Genomic DNA, 19,059 nt, shown 5'->3' with positions numbered 1-19,059 from the left:
ATCCACAGCACCTGGCGGGGTGGGCCCGGATCGGCCCTGGCCGGCCGTGATCGGCCCGGGCAGCTCAGCGCCGTCGCGCCCGCACCACGGTGTCGCGGACGACGACCGCAGCGCCGTCGACGAGCTGCTCGCGGGTCGGCTCGTCGGCGACCTCGACCTCCCAGGCGGCGGCGTCCAGCAGGCCGACGACGTCGGCGGCCGTGAGCAGCAGGCCGTCGCCGTGCGGACGCCGGACTCCGGTCTCGACGTCGGACGGGTGGTGCCCGACCACCAGCAGCCGTCCGCCGGTGCCGACGGCGTCGGCCAGCCGGGGGTACACGACCGCGCGCAGCTGCGGCGGGAGGTGGAGGAAGTGCGCGGTGACGAGGTCGAACGGTGCCCCGGGCAGCGGGTCGCCGGACAGGCCGTCCCACACCCGCGCCGTGACGGCGACGCCGCGCTCGGCGGCATGGGCCCCGGTGCGCGCGACGGCCACCGGCGAGACGTCGACCGCCCAGGTCTCCCAGCCCTGCGCGGCGAGCCAGACGGCGTCCCCGCCCTCCCCGCAGGCGACGTCGAGCGCCCGGCCGGGCGTCAGGTCGGCGGTCTGCTCGACGAGCCGGCTGTTGACCCGCCCGCTCCACACGCGGTCGCCTGCGTACCGCTCGTCCCAGTAGCCGGCGCTGTAGACCCAGGTCGGGTCGGCGTCGTGCGCGGCGGGGTCATGGTGGTGGTGGGTCACCGGCCGATCCTCCCAGATCCGGAGCGTGTCGCCCGCCGGCCGTCGCGCGGACGTCGGCTCGGTGCCCCCGGTGGGACTCGAACCCACACCACGCCGTGTTTAAGACGGCTTCCTCTGCCGATTGGGATACGGGGGCCTCGCCCGTCAGCGAAGCACGGGACGTCGCGGCACGCAGGCGCTACAGGTAGGTCTTGCGCTGGTAGATCGCGTGCGCCCCGGCCACCCGGTCGAGGAAGAGCAGCCCCTGGCAGTGGTCGATCTCGTGCTGCAGCGCCCGCGCCTCGAACGCCACGGCAGCCAGGACGACCTCCTCCCCGGTGCCGGGCAGCTGCCCGCGCACGGTGACGCGGGACGCGCGCTTCACGTCGCCGGTGAGGTCCGGGACGCTCATGCACCCCTCCCGCGCCTTCTCGTTGCGGCTGGACTCCACCACCTCGGCGTTGCAGAGCACGAACGTGCCGTGGTGCTCGCGGGTCTTGGGGTGCTCGGAGACGTCGACGCAGAACATCTGCGCGCTCACGCCCACCTGCGGGGCGGCCAGGCCGACGCAGCCGGGGCTGACGCGCATGGTGGCGACCAGGTCGGCGGCCAGCCGGACGGACTCCTCGGACGTCGGGTCGACCGGCGCGCCGACGGTCGAGAGGACGGACGCGGGCGCGCGGACGACGTCGAGCACGCGTCCCTCAAGGCCGAGCTCGGCCTCGGTCCAGGTCGCGACCCGCTCGTTGACGCCGGCCGGTGCGGTGCTCACAGGTCGTCGGCCTCCGCCGCGCGCAGCGACGCGCCCACGCCGAGGGCCTCGGCGGCCTCGGCGATCGCGGCGCGGACGGCGTCGACGTCGGTGCCGGCCGGGAGGTCGATCTCGGCGACCAGCAGGTAGAGGTCGCCGGCCAGGCGCGTCGTCAGATCGGTGATGTTGCCGCCGACGGCGGCCACCCGGCCGACGACGGAGGAGACGATGCCGGGACGGTCGCCGCCGTGCACGGTGAGCACCCAGCTGCTGCCGACCGCCGCGCCGGCGGCCCCCGGGACGACCTCGCGCACGCTGACGTCCAGCGTGCCGTCGGCGGTGAGCGGGGCCAGCGCGTCCTCGATCGCGGCGGGCGCGACGTCGCCGGCGCACACGAGCATCATCGCGAACTGGCCGCGCAGGAGCGTCATGGTGGAGTCCTCGAGGTTGAGCCCGAGGTCGGCGAGGCGTCCGGTGGTCTCGGCGATGATGCCGGGCCGGTCGTGCCCGAGGACGGTGATGGCGAGCGAGGTCACGGGCGCATTCTGGCAGCCCGCGGACCCGAGCCCGGCCCGACCTCAGGGCGCGGTCGGGAACGTGCCGGTCGTGCAGATCTGGTAGGTGAGGCCGTTCGGCGCCGCCGCCCGCAGATCGGGGAGCGCGAACGTGGTCCGGCCGTCGCCGCCGAACCGGTTGCCGATCAGGGCGAACAGGGCGTTGTTCTGATTGATCGACAGCTCGCGGCCGTCGGCGGGCACGGCGTCGCCGACCGCCCCCGCGAACAGGCGCACCTCGCCGACGGTGCAGTCGGCCTGACGTCCCTCGGCCGCGTCCGAGGTGTCGGTGCCGAGCACGGTAGCGCCCGGACCGGCGGGTCCCGCCGGTCCGGCGGGCCCGCGTCGTACGGTCGGGACGACAACCGCCCGCTCGGCGTCGCGGCAGCGCGCGGTGCTCGAGACGACCCGCACCGCTCCCCCGCGTCGGGCGACGCAGAGCACCACCGGGGCGGTCGCCCGCTCGGGGCTCGTGGCGGCGGGCGCGGGAGCCGGATCGGCGCCGCGGGCGGTCGCGGCGATCGGGACGGCGAGCAGCGCGCCGCCGAGGGCGGCGAGGGTCGCGACGACGGCGGTGCGGACGGGCTCGGACGGCATGGGGACTCCTGACGACGGGCTGCCCACGCTAGGGACGGCCCGCGACGCCCCGCCATGGCCCGGACGGGCCCTGCTGCGTGCGGATCTCGACAGGCTCGATCCCCGTGACCGCGGCCCGATCACCGTGACCGCGGCTCGATCACCGTGACCGCGGCTCGATCACCGTGAGCGGCGCCGGAGCCGGGCACCGGGGTCAGGTCGGGATCGACCAGGCGATGCCGTCGAGGATGTCGGCCTCGGCGACGACCAGGTGCCCGACGCTCGCCCGGGCCAGCACCCGGCTGACGATGATCGCCCCGGCGGGGATGACGTCGGCCCGCCCCGGGTGCATCCAGCCGAGCTCGAGGCGCTGGGCGGTGGTCATCGCCACCAGCGCGTCGCACAGCCGGTGGACGTCGGCCAGCGGCAGCCGGGCGTGGTCGATCGCGTCGGGGTCGAAGGCGGCGAGCCGCAGCACGCCGGCGGCGACGGAGGTGAAGGTGCCGGCCACGCCGACGACGGTCGCGCCCGCGGCCGGGTCGACCGGGCAGGCGTCGAGCTGGGCGTCGACGTGCGCGACGCAGGCGGCGACCTCGTCGGCCGTCGGCGGGTCGGAGCGCAGGAACCGCTCGGTCAGCCGCACCGAGCCGATGTCCATCGAGTGCGCCGCGGTGGGCTCGGCGTCGCCGAGGATCAGCTCGGTGGAGCCGCCGCCGACGTCGATCACGAGCACCGGACGCGCGGCGTCGGCGAGCCCGCGGACGGCGCCCGCGTAGGCCAGCGCGGCCTCCTCGGTGCCGCTGAGCACCTCGGGCCGCACGCCGAGCCGGGCCTCGACCCCGGCCGCGAACTCGGCGGCGTTCTCGGCGTCGCGGGTCGCGGAGGTGGCGCAGAAGCGGACGTGCTCGGGCGCGACGTCGTGAGCGGCGATCAGGTCGGCGTACTCCTCGATCGCCGCGAACGCCCGGTCCAGCGCCTCCGGGGCGAGCCGCCCCGTGGCGTCGACGCCCTGGCCGAGCCGCACCATCCGCGAGGTGCGCACCGCGACGTCCGGCAGCGCGCCGATGAGCAGCTTGATCGTGTTGGTGCCGCAGTCGATGGCGGCTACCGGGGCACGCACGGCCCCTCCTCCCACCAGGCGCCGAGCCGCTCGAGCACCTCGTCGCCCAGCGGGTTGACGCCCGGACCCTGGGCCAGCGACTGCCCGGCCAGCACGTGCAGGCACTTGACGCGGGTGGGCATGCCGCCCGCCGAGATGCCGGCGATCTCCTCGACCTCGCCGAGCTCGGCGCGGGCCGCGAGGTAGCGCTCGTGCGCCGCCGCGTAGGCCGCGGCGAGCTCGGGGTCCTCGGCCAGCCGGGCCTCCATCTCCTTCATCAGCCCCCCGCCCTCGAGCGAGCCGATGCGCGAGGCCGCCCGCGGGCAAGTCAGGTAGTAGGTGGTGGGGAACGGCGTGCCGTCGGGCAGGCGCGGCTCGGTGGTGACGACGTCGGGGCTGCCGCAGGGGCAGCGATGGCCGACGGCGTGGATGCCGCGCGGAGCGCGACCGAGCTGGGCCTCGACGGCCGCCTCGTCGGCGGGATCGATCACGGTGGTCCTTCGATGGGCGGGGGTCTGGGTGGGCGTGGGGGCGGGACGCGGTGGGGGCGGGTCGGGCTCGCCCGGGCTCAGCCCCGGGGCTCCTTCGAGCCGTCGATCAGGGTGGCCGGAGGCGCCTGGGAGTCCTGCGGCGGGTCGCCGGCGACCTGGGCGGAGCGCCACGCGTCGTCCCACCAGGCGCGCGGGGTGGTCGGACCGCCCACGTCGGTCGGGTCGCCGAGCCGCGACTCGGCCCGCAGCGGGGTGCCGTCGCGGTCGAGGACGACGTAGCAGGTGTCGCCGGCGGCGCAGTAGCCGAACCGCTCGCGCGCGGTCTGGGCGAGGAACGCGGGGTCCTGGTAGCGGTCCTTCTCGGCCTGCAGCCGCTTGATCTCCTGCTGCTTGCGGGCGATGTCGCCCTGCACCTGCTCGAGATCGGCCCGCTGCCGCAGGTAGGCCCGGGCGGACGAGGCGTAGGACACGGTCAGCACCGCGAGGACGAGGACGAGGATCGCCGCCCGGCCGGTGAGCCGGGGCCGACGACGTCCGCCCGTCTCGCCCCGGCCGGCACCGCCGCCGAGCGAACCCCGGCCGACTGCGCCGGAGCCCGCCGCGGTGGTCGAGCCGCCCCGCGCGGTGGTCGAGCCGCCCCGCATGGTGGTCGAGCCCGTCGAGACCCGTCCGGCCTCGGGACGGCCGGGGCCGGTGCGGGCACGGGGGCCCGACCCCCGGGGCGCGGTGCGTCGGGGATCGGGGCTCACGTGCCTAGAGTGACTCAGGAGGCGAAGCGCGGGAACGCCGACACACCGGCGTAGCGCGCCGCGTCGCCGAGGACGTCCTCGATGCGCAGCAGCTGGTTGTACTTCGCGACCCGCTCCGAGCGCGCGGGGGCGCCGGTCTTGATCTGGCCGCAGTTGGTGGCCACGGCGAGGTCGGCGATGGTGGTGTCCTCGGTCTCGCCGGAGCGGTGGCTCATCATGCAGCGGTAGCCGCTGCGGTGCGCGAGGTCGACGGAGTCGAGGGTCTCGGTGAGCGACCCGATCTGGTTGACCTTCACCAGCAGGGCGTTGGCCTGGCCGCCGGCGATGCCGCGGGAGAGCCGCTCGACGTTGGTGACGAAGAGGTCGTCGCCGACGAGCTGGGTCTTCGAGCCCAGCTGGTCGGTGATCGCCTTCCAGCCCTCCCAGTCGTCCTCGTCGAGGGGGTCCTCGATGGAGACGATCGGGTAGGCGGCGACGAGCTCGGCGTAGTAGGCCGTCATCTCCTCGGCGGTCTTCTGCGCGCCCTCGAAGGCGTAGCGGCCCTCGGAGTGGAACTCGGTGGCGGCCACGTCGAGCGCGAGCACGACGTCGCGGCCCAGGGTCTGGCCGGTCTTCTCGATCGCCTCGGCGATGAGGTCGAGCGCCGCGCGGTTCGACGGCAGCTCGGGGGCGAAGCCGCCCTCGTCGCCGACGCCCGTGGCCAGGCCGCGGGCCTTCAGCACCGACTTCAGCGCGTGGTAGACCTCGGCGCCGCTGCGCAGGGCGTCCTTGAAGGTGGGGGCGCCGACCGGAGCGATCATGAACTCCTGGATGTCGACGTTGGTGTCGGCGTGGGCGCCGCCGTTGAGGATGTTCATCATCGGCACCGGCAGCACGTGGGCGTTGGGGCCGCCGACGTAGCGGAACAGCGGCAGGCCCGCGGAGTCGGCCGCGGCCCGCGCCACGGCGAGCGAGACGCCGAGGATGGCGTTCGCGCCGAGCTGCGCCTTGTTGGGGGTGCCGTCGAGGTCGAGCATCGTCTGGTCGAGCAGGCGCTGGTCATCGGCGTCGAGCCCCTCGACCGCGGGGGCGATCGTCAGGTTGACCGCGTCGACGGCCTTCTCGACGCCCTTGCCGGCGTAGCGGTCGCCGCCGTCACGCAGCTCGACGGCCTCGAACGCACCGGTGGACGCGCCGCTCGGGACGGCCGCGCGGGCGAAGGTGCCGTCGTCGAGGACGACCTCGACCTCGACGGTGGGGTTGCCGCGGGAGTCGAGGATCTCGCGGGCGCCGACTGCTTCGATGGATGCCACGGTGAACACTTCCTGAGCGAGGGTGACGGACGAGCCGCAGCCTAGTGCCGCGCGCCGCCCCGGCGCCGCCGGGAGCCGGGGCGCTGGACAGCGCGCCCTAGAGTCGTGGCCCGTGAGCGACGTCCGGCTGTGCCTGACCATGATCGTCAAGGACGAGGCGGCGATCATCGAGCGCTCGCTCGCCGCCGCCGCCCCCTGGATCGACGCCTGCGCGATCCTCGACACCGGCTCCACCGACGGCACGCCGGAGGTGATCCGCGGCGTCCTCGAGCGGCACGGGGTGCCGGGCACGGTCGGGCACGGCGCGTTCCGCGACTTCGCGCAGGCGCGCAACGACGGGCTCGACCTCGCCCGCGCCTGGTGCGCCGAGCACCCCGACCCCGAGGGCCGGCCGACGTACCTGCTCCTGTGCGACGCCGACATGGAGCTGCGGGTCGACGACCCCGCCTTCCGCGAGCGGCTGACCCTGCCGCTGCACCTGCTCGAGCAGCGGGCCGGCGCGCTGCACTACGCCAACGTGCGCCTGGTGCGCGCCGACGCCGAGGCCCGCTACCACGGCGTCACCCACGAGCACGTCGCGGTCGACGGCGTGACGCCGACGCTGGTCACCGGGGCGTGGTTCGTCGACCACGCCGACGGCTCGAGCCGCACGGTCAAGTTCGAGCGCGACCTGCGCCTGCTCGAGGGGGCGCTGGCCGAGGACCCCGACGACGCCCGCTCGGCCTTCTACCTCGCCCAGACCCTGCGCGACCTCGGCCGGCACGCCGACGCGCTGGCGGCCTACGAGCGTCGCGTCGCGCTCGGCGGCTGGGACGAGGAGGTCTGGTTCTCCCGCTTCCAGGTGGCGCTGCTCTCCGAGCGGCTCGACCTGCCGCCCGAGGTCGTCATCGGGCGCCACCTCGACGCCTGGGCGAGCCGGCCGACCCGCGCCGAGCCGCTCGTCGAGCTGGCCCGCTGGTGCCGCGAGCACGGTCCGCGCTGGCCGCTCGCCGCCCTGGTCGCCCGACAGGCGGTCGCGCTGCCGCCGACCACCGACGTCCTGTTCGTCGACGCCTCGGCCCACGGCTGGCGCGCGCTGGACGAGCTGGCGATCGCGGCCTACTGGATCGGCGACCCGACGACCTCGCGGGCGGCGGCCGAGCAGGCGCTCGCGCACCCCGACCTGCCGGCGGAGCACCGGCCGCGGATCGAGGAGAACCTGCGCTACGCCGTGGAGGCCCTCCGGGCCGAGCCCGCCTGACGCTGACGGGCACTAGGACCCCTCTTCAGATCGGGGCCGAGAACCCCTCAGGCGTCCGGACGCGGGGCCGATCGGCGGCTCGTGACCACTCGCTCCCGGCTCCGCGTCCGCGGTGCGGCCCTCGCGCTCGCGCCGACCCTGCTGCTCACCGGCGCCCTGGGCTCGCTGGCCGGCTGCTCCCACGAGCAGCCCGCAGCGCAGTCGGCGCCGGTGCCGACCGACCAGCTGCTCGACCAGGGCGCAGCCCACCTGCGGGCCGGCGACGTCGAGGCCGCCGAGGCCGCGTTCACCACCGTCGTCGAGCGCGAGCCCGACAACGTCTACGGCCACTACGACCTCGGGCTGGTGGCCCAGCAGACCGGACGCCGGCTCGACGCCGTGCGCCACTACGCCACCGCGCTGCGCCTCGACCCGCGGTACGTGCCGGCCCTGCACAACCTGGCCGTGCTCACCGAGACCGAGGACCTGCGCGGCGCCGTCGCCCTGTGGCGCCGCGTCGTCCGGCTCCAGCCGACCGACGCGGCCGCGCGCTCCCGTCTGACCCAGGCCGAGCGCCGCCTCGCGGCGAGCTGAGCCGCACCCGAGCCCGCGGCGTCGTCCCGAGAGCGACGCCGCGCCGACCCGCCCGGATCGACCGGCGCGGGCCACACCATGGAAGGTGGATCCCCGCATGACCCCTCGACGGACCCGCAACGTCCTGACCTCGGTGGCGCTCCTCGCCACCACCTCCGCCGGCCTCCTGGCCTCCGCCCCGGCCTTCGCCGCGCCCGACGACTCCGTGCCCGGCCAGCGCAACGGCGTCGTCACCGGCTGCTTCAGCAAGGACGGCGTGCTGCGCGTCGTCCCGGCCGGTCGCGCGTGCAAGGCCGGCGAGACGCCGATCGCCTGGAACGGCCGCGGCGCCACCGGCCCGCAGGGCCCCGCCGGCGAGAACGGCCTGGCCGGCCCGGCCGGCGCCACGGGCGCCACGGGCGCGACCGGAGCCACCGGCGCGACCGGCCCCACGGGTCCGACCGGCGCTGCGGGCCTCGACGGCCTCGTCGGCCCGGCGGGCGCGAACGGCGTCACGGGCCCGACCGGCCCGACCGGCCCGATCGGCCTGCCCGGCACCCCGGGCCTCCCGGGCCTGCCCGGCACCCCCGGCATCGCCGGCACGAACGGCGCGACCGGGGCCACGGGCGCCACCGGACCGACCGGTCCGACGGGCCCGCAGGGCATCGCGGGCACGGACGGCGCCACGGGCCCGGCCGGAGCCGCCGGCGCGACCGGCCCGACGGGACCGACCGGAGCCACGGGGCCGGCGGGGAGCCTCGCCGGATCGATCACGGTGCGGACGGCGTCCGTCACCTACGACGTGCCCGGCCCGTCGACCCGCACCGTCGCCTGCAACCTCGGCGAGGTCGCCATCGGCGGCGGGTACAAGGGCATGTCGGACATCACCGGCGACACCTACCCCGCCACCGACTCGGCCGGGACCCCGGCGACCGACGGCTCGACCGCGCGGTACTGGGCGGCCGCCGCCTACGCCCAGAACTCGAACCCGGTCACCCTGTACGTGATCTGCGCGACGGCGCCGGTGGCCTGATCCCCTGAGCGACGCCGTCGAGGAGGCCGTCGGGCGCGAGGTCACCCCTCGCGCTCGGCGGCCTTGATCCGCTCCCAGGCCGCGGAGACGCCCTCGGCGTCGAGGCCGCGGGCGGCCGCGACCTGCTCCGGCGTGCCCAGCACGTGCGGGTTGCGGCGGCGCATCTTCTCCGCCAGCCCCGCCACGACGTCGTCGATCGTGAACCGCCCGGCCTCCTCGGCGATCGCGGCGTGGAAGTAGACCTGCAGCAGCAGGTCGCCGAGCTCCTCGCGCAGGTGGTCGGGGTCGCCCTCGGCGATCGCCTCGGCCACCTCGTCGGCCTCCTCGCGCAGGTACGGCAGGAGGCTCTCGTGGGTCTGCGCGCGCTTCCACGGGCACTCCGCGCGTAGCAGCCGTATCATCGCGCGGAACTCCAGCAGCGGCTCCCCGCGCTCGCCCGCGGCCTCGGGCGGCACCGATCCGGACGTCACGCGGTGCAGCGCTGCTCGGCCGGCAGCGCCGCGATCGCCTCCGGCGCCGGGCTCGCAGCGGCCGCCGCGGCGGCGACCTCGCTGACGGGCACCGACAGGCCGGCCGGCGGGCTGGGCGCGGCGTCGGGGTCGATCGGGCCGAACAGCGGCGAGGTCTCGGTCGTCGTCGCGGCCCGCGCGTTCGCCAGGATCTGCTGGCCCGCCGCGGTGCGCACCTGGGCGGGCGCGCTCGCGCCGAGGCGAGCCGTGACGGCGCGGTCGAGCACCTCGTTGACGTAGTCGCCGGCGGCGAAGACCGGTGTCGCGGCGTCCCGGGTGGCCTGCGGCAGCGAGGCCGGCAGGCTGGACCGGACGGCGTCCTCGACCTGCCGGTAGAGGGCGGCGCCGTCGACGCCGTTCTCCCGCGCGACGCGGTCGCCGATCACCTTCAGCGTGAGCCGGCCGAGCACCGCGGCCCGCAGCTGGTAGCCGGTGAGACCCGGCCCGATCCGGCTGGGGTCCAGGCGCAGGACGTCGCAGGTGGGCTGGGCGGCGTCGTCGACGTCGCGCTGGGAGATCGTCGTGCCGTCGACGACGGCCGCGACGCCGGGCCGCAGCGTCCGGTCGGACACCCCGCAGCCGGTGGTCGACGCGGCGAGCAGTCCGAGCGCCGTGGCGGCCACGGCGGGGCGGAGCGAGGACCGCAGCACGGACGGGAGGACGGACCGGGTGACGGAGCGGCGCACGGGATCTCCTGGTGGCGACGGGGCCGGGACGGGTGTGACCGGCGCCATTGAAGCACCGGTCCGCCCCCGACGTCAGGCCCCGCGCCCGGACCCGCCCGAGGCTGCCGGCTGGGCCTCGGCCACCGGGTCGATCACGGCGTCGATCACCTGGCGCGCCCACTGCAGCAGCGCGATGCCGTCCAGCGGCTTGCCGCCGATCACCGCGGTCTGCGGACGCGGCACGAGGATGGTGTCGACGTTCGCCTTGATCAGCGACTTCGGGTACATCCGCTGCAGCCGCACCTGCCGCGACTCCGGCAGCGAGACCGGCGCGAAGCGCACGTTGCGGCCCGCGATCGTCACCTCGCCGATGCCGGCCTGCCGGGCCCGGGCGCGGAAGCGCGCGACCAGCAGCAGCGAGAGGACGACGAGCGGCGCCTCGCCGTAGCGGTCGCGCAGCTCCTCCTCGATCGCGTCGACGTCCTCGTCGGTGCGGACCTCGGCGAGCCGCTTGTACATCTCCAGGCGCAGGCGCTCGGAGGGGATGTAGTCGTGCGGCAGGTGGGCGTCGACGGGCAGCTCGATGCGCACCTCGTCCAGCTCCTGCTCGGCCTCGCCCTTGAAGTCGGCGACCGCCTCGCCGACCAGGCGCACGTAGAGGTCGAAGCCGACGTCCGCGATGTGGCCCGACTGCTCGCCGCCGAGCAGGTTGCCGGCGCCGCGGATCTCGAGGTCCTTCATCGCGATCGCCATGCCGCCGCCGAGGTCGGAGTGCTGGGCCAGGGTGGCCAGCCGCTCGTGCGCGGTCTCGGTGAGCGGCTTCTCGGCCGGGTACAGGAAGTAGGCGTAGGCGCGCTCGCGGGAGCGTCCGACCCGGCCGCGCAGCTGGTGCAGCTGGCTGAGGCCCAGGGTGTCGGCGCGCTCGATGATCATCGTGTTGGCGTTGGAGACGTCCAGCCCCGACTCCACCAGCGTGGTGCAGACGAGCACGTCGAAGCGCTTCTCCCAGAAGTCCAGCATCACCTGCTCGAGCTGCTTCTCGTTCATCTGGCCGTGCGCGGTGGCCACGCGCGCCTCGGGGACGAGCTCGGTGAGGCGCGAGGCGGCCTTCTCGATCGAGTTGACCCGGTTGTGGATGTAGAACACCTGGCCGTCGCGGAGCAGCTCGCGACGGATCGCCGCCACCACCTGACGGTCCTCGTAGGCGCCGACGTAGGTGAGCACCGGGTGGCGCTCCTCGGGCGGCGTGGTGATCGTCGACATCTCGCGGATGCCGGTGATCGCCATCTCGAGCGTGCGCGGGATCGGCGTCGCGCTCATCGACAGCACGTCGACGCTGGTGCGCAGGCGCTTCATCTGCTCCTTGTGCTCGACGCCGAAGCGCTGCTCCTCGTCGACGATGATCAGCCCGAGATCCTTGAACCGGATGTCGGGGTTGAGCAGCCGGTGCGTGCCCACGACGACGTCGATGCTGCCGTCGGCCAGGCCCTTGAGCACCTCCGCGGCCTCCTTGTCGCTCTGGAACCGCGAGAGGCCCTTGAGCACGATCGGGAAGCCCGACATCCGCTCGGTGAAGGTCGAGAGGTGCTGGGTGACCAGCAGCGTCGTCGGGACGAGGACGGCCACCTGCTTGCCGTCCTGCACCGCCTTGAACGCCGCGCGCACCGCGATCTCGGTCTTGCCGTAGCCGACGTCGCCGCAGATCAGCCGGTCCATCGGGACGGTGCGCTCCATGTCGCGCTTGACCTCGTCGACCGTGACGAGCTGGTCGACGGTCTCGGTGAACGCGAAGGCGTCCTCGAGCTCGCGCTGCCAGGGGGTGTCGGGGCCGAAGGCGTGGCCCTGCGTGGCCTGACGCGCCGCGTAGAGCTTGATCAGCTCGGCGGCGATCTCGCGCACCGCCTTGCGCGCGCGGCTCTTGCGCTTGGCCCAGTCGGCCCCGCCGAGCCGGTCGAGGCTGGGCTGCTCGCCGCCGACGTAGCGGGTGACCTGGTCGAGCGCGTCGGCCGGCACGTAGAGCCGGTCCGGCGGGGCGCCGCGCTTGGACGCGCCGTACTCGAGCACGAGGTACTCGCGGGTGGCGCCCTGCACCTCGCGCTGCCTCATCTCCACGAACCGGCCGACGCCGTGCTGCTCGTGCACCACGAAGTCGCCGGCCTTGAGCTCGAGCGGGTCGATCTGCCGCTTGCGGCGCGCCGGCATGCGGCGCATGTCGCGGGTGGAGGAGCGCTGGCCGGTGAGGTCCTCGCCGGTCAGCAGGACCAGCCGCTGCTCGTCGTCGACGAAGCCGTGCGCGAGAGTGCCGCACGAGACCGTCACGACGCCGTCCTCGACGCCCGCCTCGAGGTCGAGCCGGGCCGGGACGTCGGCCTCGCCGAGCACCTGGACGGTGCGCTGCGCCGGGCCGGGCGCGGGCTGGACGACGAGCACCCGGTAGCCGTCGGCGCGCCACCGGGCGACGTCGGCGACGGCGCGCTCGAGGTCGCCGCGGTAGGCCTCGGCGGGCTGGGCGCCGAGCGCCCGGGTCGGGACGCCGGCGTCGGCCGCGCTGACGGCGGCGCCGGCGTGGCCCGTCCCGGCCGGCTCGTCGACGTCGGGCGCGAGGCCGAAGGGGCTCATCGACCACCAGGCCTGGCCGCGCTCGAGCGCGTGCTCGCGGACGTCGGCCAGGCTGCGGTACGACGCCGCGCCGAGGTCGACGGGGTCGATCGGCGCCTCGCCGCCCGACGCGGCCGCGGCCCAGCTGGCGCCGAGGAACTCCTCGCTGGTGGCCACCAGGTCGTGCGCCCGGCGACGGACCCGCTCGGGGTCGAGCACGAGCACCTGGGCGTCGGCCGGCAGCACGTCGACCAGCAGCTCCATCTCGTCGACGAGCACGGGGGCGAGCGACTCCATGCCCTCGACCGCGATGCCGGCGGCGATCCTGTCGGTGAGCTCGAGCAGCCGGGGGTGGGCGCGGCCGAGCTCGGCCGCGCGGGCGCGGACGGCGTCGGTGAGCAGCAGCTCGCGGCACGGCGGCGCCCAGAGCCGGTCGACCGGCTCGATGGTGCGCTGGTCGGCCACGGAGAAGGAGCGGATGGCCTCGACGTCGTCGCCGAAGAGCTCGACGCGCAGCGGGTGCTCCTCGGTGGGCGGGAAGACGTCGACGATGCCGCCGCGCACCGCGAACTCGCCGCGCTTCTCCACCAGGTCGACCCGGCTGTACGCGGCGCCGGCCAGGCGGGTCACGAGGTCGTCGAGCTCGGCGGAGTCGCCGACCGAGAGCTCGACCGGCGCGAGGTCGCCGAGCCCCTTGACCTGCGGCTGCAGCACCGAGCGCACCGGCGCGACGACGACCCGCACCGGCCCGCTCGCGGCGTCGTCGCCAGGGTTCTGCAGGCGCCGCAGCACCGCGAGCCGGCGTCCGACGGTGTCGCTGCGCGGGCTCAGCCGCTCGTGCGGCAGCGTCTCCCAGCTCGGGTAGTACGCCACCTGCGCGGGGTCGAGGAGACCGGCGAAGGCGGGGTCGGCGAGCGCCGCGACGAGGTCCTCGCCCTCGCGACTGGTGGCGGTGACGACGAGCAGCGTCCGGCCGCCGGCCGCCAGCCCCGCGGCCAGGAACGGCCGCAGCCCCTCCGGACCGGTGAGGTCGAGGGTGCGCAGCCGGCCCGGGCCGGATCCGCCGGCGGCGTCGAGGACCTCGGCGAGCACGGGCTGGGCCAGCACGGCCCGGGTGAACCCGGAGGCGCAGGCGGGCGCGGCGACGGACGCGTCGGACGGGGCGGTGGTGGGCACGGGGCTTCCTCCGGGGGTGCAGCACGATCGCCCCCGGTCCGGCGACGGACGGGGGTGGGGCCGGCGCGAGGGCCGCGCGGCCGGGTCGATCCTACGGGCCGGGCCCGACGTCCGGACCGCCCGGACGGCGGGGTCGGCGGGGTGGGCGGGCTCGGCGGGGTCGGGCGGTCAGGCGTCGGCCGGCGCGGCGCGGCCGAGATCGACGTCCGCCCAGCGGGGCCCGACGCCGAGCACCTCCACGATCCGCGGGTCGAGGCCGTCGTCGCCCGGCGCCACCGCGGGCCGGACGATCCGCACCTCCAGCCGCGACTCCGCGAGCCCCTCGGCCAGCCCCTCGCCCCACTCGACGACCGTGACGGCGTCGTCGAGGGAGGTGTCGAGGTCGAGGTCGTCGAGCTCGGCGACGCCGCCGAGGCGGTAGGCGTCGACGTGCACGAGCGCGGGCCCGTCGGCCAGCGACGGGTGGACGCGGGCGATGACGAAGGTCGGGGACGTGACGCCGCCGCGCACGCCGAGGCCTTCGCCGAGGCCCTGGGTGAGCGTCGTCTTGCCCGCGCCGAGGTCGCCGGTGAGCACGACGAGGTCGCCGCGGCCCAGACGCCCGGCCAGCTCGCGTCCGAGCTCGCGCATCGACTCCGCGGTCGGGACGCCGCGCCGCTCCAGCCGCAGCGGCCGGCGCAGGTGCACCAGCGGTGCGGCGCGTCCGACCTCGCGGAACCCGTGCGCCTCCCAGAACCGCACCGTGCGCGGCAGCTCCTCGCGGGCGACGACGGCCAGCGCCGCGACGTCCGGGTGCCCTTCGCGCACGGCGTCGACGGCGGCGTCGACCAGCCCGCTGGCGATGCCGGCGCCCCGGTGCTCGGGCAGCACGCCGAAGCGCCGCAGCCACACGACGTCGTCCTGCCGGTCGAGCAGGACCGTGCCGACCGCCCGGCCGTCGACCTCGGCCACCAGGCCGCCGCCGGCGGCGAGGCGCGCGGCGATGCCGGCCTCGGTCTCGGCGAGCGCGTCGGCCGGCGGGTCCAGCGGGGGGCGCGCCGCGAAGGCCGTCCGGACGACGTCCAGCACGGCCGCGGCGTCCTCGACGCCGGCGGGCCGCACCGCGAAGGCCACGCCGCTCACCGGCGCGCCACCCGCTCGGCGGCGGCCGCGAGCAGCTGGTCGAGCTCGGCGTCCACCTGCCCGTGGCGCTCCATGATCACCATGTGTCCGGCCCCCTCGCACTCGAGCAGCCGCGATCCGGCGATCCGGCTGTGCAGCTTGCGGCTGTGGCCGATGCCGGTGAGGCGGTCGGCGGTGCCGCAGACGATCGACGTCGGCACCCGGCCCAGCACCTCGACGGCGTGGAACTTGTCGAGGCTGCGGAAGGACGGGAAGAACTGGGCGACCACCTCGAACGGGGTGGCCGAGAGCATCGCGTCGACGAACCGCACCTGCTCGGCGGGCACCTCGCCGCCGAACGCGAAGGCGTCGGTGGCGACCGTGGCGACGGCGCGGCCGACCCGGCGCAGCCGGTCGACCGAGCGGTGGCCGTGCGAGAGCACGCCGACGGTGCCGGCGACGGCGCGGCCGCCGAGCCGGGCGGGCACCATCGGGAGCAGGATCCGGCCGGGGTCGAGCCCGCCGGCCGTGGTGGAGATCAGGGCGGTGCCGACGATCCGGTCGCCGAACAGCTCGGGGTGCTGCTCGGCGAGCGCGACGATCGTCATGCCGCCCATCGAGTGCCCGACGAGCACGACCGGGCCCTCCGGGGCGACGGAGTCGAGGACGGCGAGCAGGTCGAGGCCGAGCTGGTCGATGGTCGCGTGCTCGCGGTCGGAGCGGCCCGACCGCCCGTGCGAGCGCTGGTCGTAGAAGACGGTGCGCACCAGGCCCCGGTAGGCCGCGCGCTGGAAGTGCCAGCAGTCGAGGCTCAGCGCGTAGCCGTGCACGAAGACGACCGTCAGCGCCGGCGGCGCGCTCCGGCCGGCCAGGCGTGCGACCCGGCCCGGGCGCTCCCCCTGCGGCCCGCCGACCGCGGACTCCGGCTCGTCGACCTCGACGTGCAGCGCGAGGCCGTCGTCGGCCACCACGGTCCGCGCGGGCGCGCGCAGGGAGCCCAGCGGGACGCGCTCGCCGGCGTCGCGGCGGTGGATGACGCGGTTCTGCCGTGCCACCTGCACCGCGGTGCCCGCCAGCGCGAGGCCGGCGGCCGCGCCGGCGGCCCGCAGGACGACGCGGCGCACCCGCGCGCCGGGGCCCGACTCCTCGCTCATCGCCCGCCCTCCCCCACGGCGGTCGGCACCGAGGCCGGCTCGGTGGTCATCTCGGTGGTCGGCTCGGTAGTCGGCTCGGTCGGCTCGGCGGTGCCGGACGCCGGCGCGGAGTCGACGTGGCGCCGCGCGAACCGGCCGCCGAGCCGCGTGACGATCTCGTAGGAGATGGTGTCGCACCACCCCGCCCACTCCTGGGCGGTGGGCGCGGGGGCCGGGCCGATGAGGACGGCGTCCTCGCCGGCGTGCTCGGCGGCCTCGGGGCCGAGGTCGACGACGAGCTGGTCCATGCACACGACGCCGCGCACCGGTGCGCGGCGCCCGGCCACCGTCACCTCGGCGCGGTTGCCGGCCGCCCGCGGCACGCCCTCGGCATACCCGACGGGGAGGAGCCCGACGACCGTGGGCGCGGCGGCCGTCCAGGTGTGGCCGTAGGAGACCGCGTCACCGGCGGCGATCGGCTTCACCAGCGCCAGGCGGGCGCGCACCGTCATCGCCGGACGCAGGTCGACCCCGGCCGGCAGGCGTCCGGGCGCGGGGTCGAGGCCGTAGGCGGCCAGCCCGCAGCGGACGAGGTCGAAGCGGGTCGAGGGCAGCAGCAGGGCGCCCGCGGAGTTGGCCAGGTGCCGCACCTCGGGGCGCAGGCCGGCGTCGTCCGCGACCGCCAGGGCCTCGCGGAACGCGGCCTCCTGCCGGGCGTTCGCCGGATGCTCGGGCTCGTCGGAGCAGGCCAGGTGCGACCAGATGCCGGTGACGCGCCAGGTGCCGGCCACCTCGCCGGCCCGGGCAGCGGCCACGAGCGCGGCCCACTCCTCGCGGCGAGCGCCCCCGCGGGAGAGGCCGGTGTCGACCTTGAGCTGCAGACGGGCGGGACGACCGGTGACGGCCACCGCCTCGGCGACGGCCTCGAGGTGGTCGAGGTCGTAGGCGGTGACGTCGACGTCCGCGGCGATCGCCGGCGCCCAGTCCTCGCCGGGCACGACGAGCCACGCGAGCAGCCGACCCTCGTCGCCCGCAGCCCGCAGCGCCACCGCCTCGTCCAGGCTCGCGACCCCCAGCCAGGTCGCGCCGGCCTCGCGGGCCGCGCGGGCCGCCGGCACCATGCCGTGGCCGTAGGCGTCGGCCTTGACCACGACCATCACCGGCACGCCGGCGACCTCGCGGAGCCGGGCGACGTTGTGCCGGATCGCCGCGAGGTCGACGACGATCTGCGCCCTCTCCTCCGCGGTCATGCGGGTGATTGTGCCGAACCCGGCGGGCGGAGGAGGTCGCGGAGGGTCTGCGACAGCGCCCGGGCGACGTCGCCGGCGACGATCGGACCGCCGGCCGAGGCTCGCGTCGCTGCCGCCCCGTGCAGCCAGGAGCCGACGCTCGCCGCGTCGAGCGGGGCCAGCCCGGCGGCGAGGAGCGCGCCGATCAGCCCGCCGAGCACGTCGCCGGCGCCGGCGGTGGCCAGCCAGGGCGGGCCGCTCGCGGTGGCGCGCACCCGCCCGTCCGGATGCGCGACGAGGGTGCGGGCGCCCTTGAGCAGCACGACGCTGCCGTGCTGCTCGGCGGCGCGGCGCACATGCGCCAGCGGGGCGGCCTCGACGGCGGCGCGCTCGACCCCGAGCAGGCGGGCGAGCTCGCCGGCATGCGGGGTGAGGACGAGGGAGTCGCGGCCGTCGCCGGGCTCGAGGTGCGCGAGCGCGTCGGCGTCGACGACCGTCGGGACGCCGTCGGCGAGCGCCTCGCGCAGGTGGCGCTGTGCGTCGTCCCCGCCGCCGGAGCCGACCGTCCAGGCCTGCACGCGTCCCTCGCCCACGACCTCGGGGTGCGCCTGACGGACGCGCTCGGCCACGGCGGCGTCCCCGACGAACCGCACCATCCCGGCCAGTCCGCAGGCGGCGCCGGCCACGGACAGCAGGCCCGCGCCCGGGTACGTCGCCGAGCCGGCCCGCACGCCGACGACGCCGCGGGTGTACTTGTGGTCCTCGGGTCGCGGTCGCGGCAGCAGCGCCGCGACGTCGGCCGGCTGCACCCCCTCGACCCGTGGGTCGGGGAGGTGCGCGTCCAGGCCGAGGTCGACGAGGTGCACCGTCCCGCAGGCCCCCGCGGCGGGGTCGACGAGATGGGCGACGCGGTGCGTGCCGAAGGTGACGGCCAGGTCGGCGCGAACGTGCGGCCCGTCGAGCTCGCCGGTGTCGGCGGCGACGCCCGAGGGGAGGTCGACGGCCACCAGGAGCGGACGCCGCGGCAGCGCGTCGATCGCGGCCAGCGCCTCCTGCGCGGCGCCGGGCAGGCCGGGGCGTCCGCCGATGCCGAGGATCCCGTCGAGGACGACGTCGGGCGCCTCGGCCGCGGCCAGGCTCCTCGTGCGGCGATGGATCCGGCCGCCGGCCGCCCGCAGCGCCTGCGCGCCCTCGCGGTGCACCCGCTCGGTGAGCTGCCACGCCTCGACCGCCACCCCGCGCCGCGCGAGCCGCGCGCCCGCCCACAGCGCGTCGCCGCCGTTGTCCCCGGGGCCGACGAGCAGCAGCACCCGGCGTCCGTAGGCGCCGCCGGTGCCGGTGAGCAGGTCGAGGACGGCCGTCGCCAGCCCGGTCGCCGCCCGCTGCATCAGCGCACCCTCGGGCAGGCGGGCCATCAGCGCCGCCTCGGCCGCCCGGATCTGCTCGACGGAGTGGGCCTGGCGCATCCGGCCACCGTAGCCGCTGCCGCCGCGCGTCTCCGCCTGCGACGCCGGCAGCGCTGGTCGGCGAGCTGGTCGGCGGGCGTGGGGGGGGGCGGGGGGGCGGGGGGGCCCCCCCCCGGGGGGGGGGGGCAGGGGGGGGGGGGGCGGC

Annotated in this window: 18 protein-coding genes and 1 tRNA gene; 3 read left to right on the top strand and 16 right to left on the bottom strand. The window is 76.6% G+C overall.

Annotation, left to right across the window (positions count from 1 at the left end):
* Window positions 1-64: 64 nt before the first annotated feature.
* From K8Z61_RS16500 to eno, 9 genes are all read right to left on the bottom strand, one after another.
* Window positions 65-721, bottom strand: coding sequence for a bifunctional 2-polyprenyl-6-hydroxyphenol methylase/3-demethylubiquinol 3-O-methyltransferase UbiG (locus K8Z61_RS16500; protein ID WP_224131122.1), 657 nt, complete (start codon window positions 719-721; stop codon window positions 65-67).
* Window positions 722-783: 62 nt separating this feature from the next.
* A tRNA-Leu gene (locus K8Z61_RS16495) sits at window positions 784-857 on the bottom strand.
* Window positions 858-899: 42 nt separating this feature from the next.
* Window positions 900-1,472, bottom strand: a complete 573-nt coding sequence (def, locus tag K8Z61_RS16490; protein WP_224131121.1) for a peptide deformylase — start codon at window positions 1,470-1,472, stop codon at window positions 900-902.
* Window positions 1,469-1,987, bottom strand: a complete 519-nt coding sequence (locus K8Z61_RS19425) for a glycine cleavage system protein R (RefSeq protein WP_224131119.1) — start codon at window positions 1,985-1,987, stop codon at window positions 1,469-1,471. The genes def and K8Z61_RS19425 overlap by 4 nt, the downstream gene beginning before the upstream one ends.
* 42 nt (window positions 1,988-2,029) lie before the next feature.
* The gene (locus K8Z61_RS16480; RefSeq protein ID WP_224131117.1) at window positions 2,030-2,602 is read right to left on the bottom strand and encodes a phage tail protein; all 573 of its coding nucleotides are present in this window, start codon (window positions 2,600-2,602) and stop codon (window positions 2,030-2,032) included.
* A 193-nt stretch (window positions 2,603-2,795) separates the two neighbouring features.
* A complete protein-coding gene (locus K8Z61_RS16475) occupies window positions 2,796-3,701 on the bottom strand; it encodes a Ppx/GppA phosphatase family protein (protein WP_224131116.1) in 906 nt (301 codons plus the stop codon).
* The gene (locus K8Z61_RS16470) at window positions 3,686-4,171 is read right to left on the bottom strand and encodes a DUF501 domain-containing protein (protein WP_224131114.1); all 486 of its coding nucleotides are present in this window, start codon (window positions 4,169-4,171) and stop codon (window positions 3,686-3,688) included. The genes K8Z61_RS16475 and K8Z61_RS16470 overlap by 16 nt, the downstream gene beginning before the upstream one ends.
* A 77-nt stretch (window positions 4,172-4,248) precedes the next feature.
* Window positions 4,249-4,920: a septum formation initiator family protein gene (locus K8Z61_RS16465; protein WP_308116794.1), complete on the bottom strand. Its 672-nt coding sequence runs from the start codon at window positions 4,918-4,920 to the stop codon at window positions 4,249-4,251.
* A 14-nt stretch (window positions 4,921-4,934) separates the two neighbouring features.
* Window positions 4,935-6,212 (bottom strand): phosphopyruvate hydratase, encoded by a 1,278-nt coding sequence (gene eno, locus K8Z61_RS16460; RefSeq protein ID WP_224131112.1) that lies wholly within the window; start codon window positions 6,210-6,212, stop codon window positions 4,935-4,937.
* A 112-nt stretch (window positions 6,213-6,324) separates the two neighbouring features.
* Here eno and K8Z61_RS16455 point away from each other — a divergent pair, with 112 nt between their 5' ends.
* The 3 genes from K8Z61_RS16455 to K8Z61_RS19420 all read left to right on the top strand — a co-directional run bounded on the left by K8Z61_RS16455 (window position 6,325) and on the right by K8Z61_RS19420 (window position 9,037).
* The gene (locus K8Z61_RS16455) at window positions 6,325-7,452 is read left to right on the top strand and encodes a hypothetical protein (protein WP_224131110.1); all 1,128 of its coding nucleotides are present in this window, start codon (window positions 6,325-6,327) and stop codon (window positions 7,450-7,452) included.
* 81 nt (window positions 7,453-7,533) lie between these two features.
* Window positions 7,534-8,025, top strand: a complete 492-nt coding sequence (locus tag K8Z61_RS16450) for a tetratricopeptide repeat protein (protein WP_224131108.1) — start codon at window positions 7,534-7,536, stop codon at window positions 8,023-8,025.
* 97 nt (window positions 8,026-8,122) lie between these two features.
* Complete coding sequence (locus K8Z61_RS19420) at window positions 8,123-9,037, top strand: hypothetical protein (RefSeq protein WP_308116793.1); 915 nt, start codon at window positions 8,123-8,125, stop codon at window positions 9,035-9,037.
* Between the two features lie 41 nt (window positions 9,038-9,078).
* Here K8Z61_RS19420 and K8Z61_RS16440 read toward each other — a convergent pair whose 3' ends face one another.
* The 7 genes from K8Z61_RS16440 to K8Z61_RS16410 form a co-directional block, all read right to left on the bottom strand.
* Window positions 9,079-9,507: a MazG nucleotide pyrophosphohydrolase domain-containing protein gene (locus K8Z61_RS16440; RefSeq protein ID WP_224131106.1), complete on the bottom strand. Its 429-nt coding sequence runs from the start codon at window positions 9,505-9,507 to the stop codon at window positions 9,079-9,081.
* The gene (locus K8Z61_RS16435; protein ID WP_224131105.1) at window positions 9,504-10,232 is read right to left on the bottom strand and encodes a SurA N-terminal domain-containing protein; all 729 of its coding nucleotides are present in this window, start codon (window positions 10,230-10,232) and stop codon (window positions 9,504-9,506) included. The genes K8Z61_RS16440 and K8Z61_RS16435 overlap by 4 nt, the downstream gene beginning before the upstream one ends.
* A 72-nt stretch (window positions 10,233-10,304) precedes the next feature.
* A complete protein-coding gene (mfd, locus tag K8Z61_RS16430) occupies window positions 10,305-13,985 on the bottom strand; it encodes a transcription-repair coupling factor (RefSeq protein ID WP_374227987.1) in 3,681 nt (1,226 codons plus the stop codon).
* A gap of 168 nt (window positions 13,986-14,153) precedes the next feature.
* Window positions 14,154-15,107, bottom strand: coding sequence for a tRNA (adenosine(37)-N6)-threonylcarbamoyltransferase complex ATPase subunit type 1 TsaE (gene tsaE / locus K8Z61_RS16425; protein WP_224131103.1), 954 nt, complete (start codon window positions 15,105-15,107; stop codon window positions 14,154-14,156).
* The gene (locus K8Z61_RS16420) at window positions 15,104-16,240 is read right to left on the bottom strand and encodes an alpha/beta fold hydrolase (protein WP_224131102.1); all 1,137 of its coding nucleotides are present in this window, start codon (window positions 16,238-16,240) and stop codon (window positions 15,104-15,106) included. The genes tsaE and K8Z61_RS16420 overlap by 4 nt, the downstream gene beginning before the upstream one ends.
* Window positions 16,237-17,469, bottom strand: a complete 1,233-nt coding sequence (alr, locus tag K8Z61_RS16415; protein WP_224131101.1) for an alanine racemase — start codon at window positions 17,467-17,469, stop codon at window positions 16,237-16,239. The genes K8Z61_RS16420 and alr overlap by 4 nt, the downstream gene beginning before the upstream one ends.
* Window positions 17,466-18,914, bottom strand: a complete 1,449-nt coding sequence (locus K8Z61_RS16410) for an NAD(P)H-hydrate epimerase (protein WP_224131099.1) — start codon at window positions 18,912-18,914, stop codon at window positions 17,466-17,468. Before K8Z61_RS16410 ends, alr begins: the two co-directional genes overlap by 4 nt.
* Window positions 18,915-19,059: the final 145 nt, after the last annotated feature.

This window comes from Nocardioides sp. TRM66260-LWL (assembly GCF_020075545.1).
Classification (GTDB): domain Bacteria; phylum Actinomycetota; class Actinomycetes; order Propionibacteriales; family Nocardioidaceae; genus Nocardioides.
This window is presented reverse-complemented; position numbering and strand designations above follow the sequence as displayed.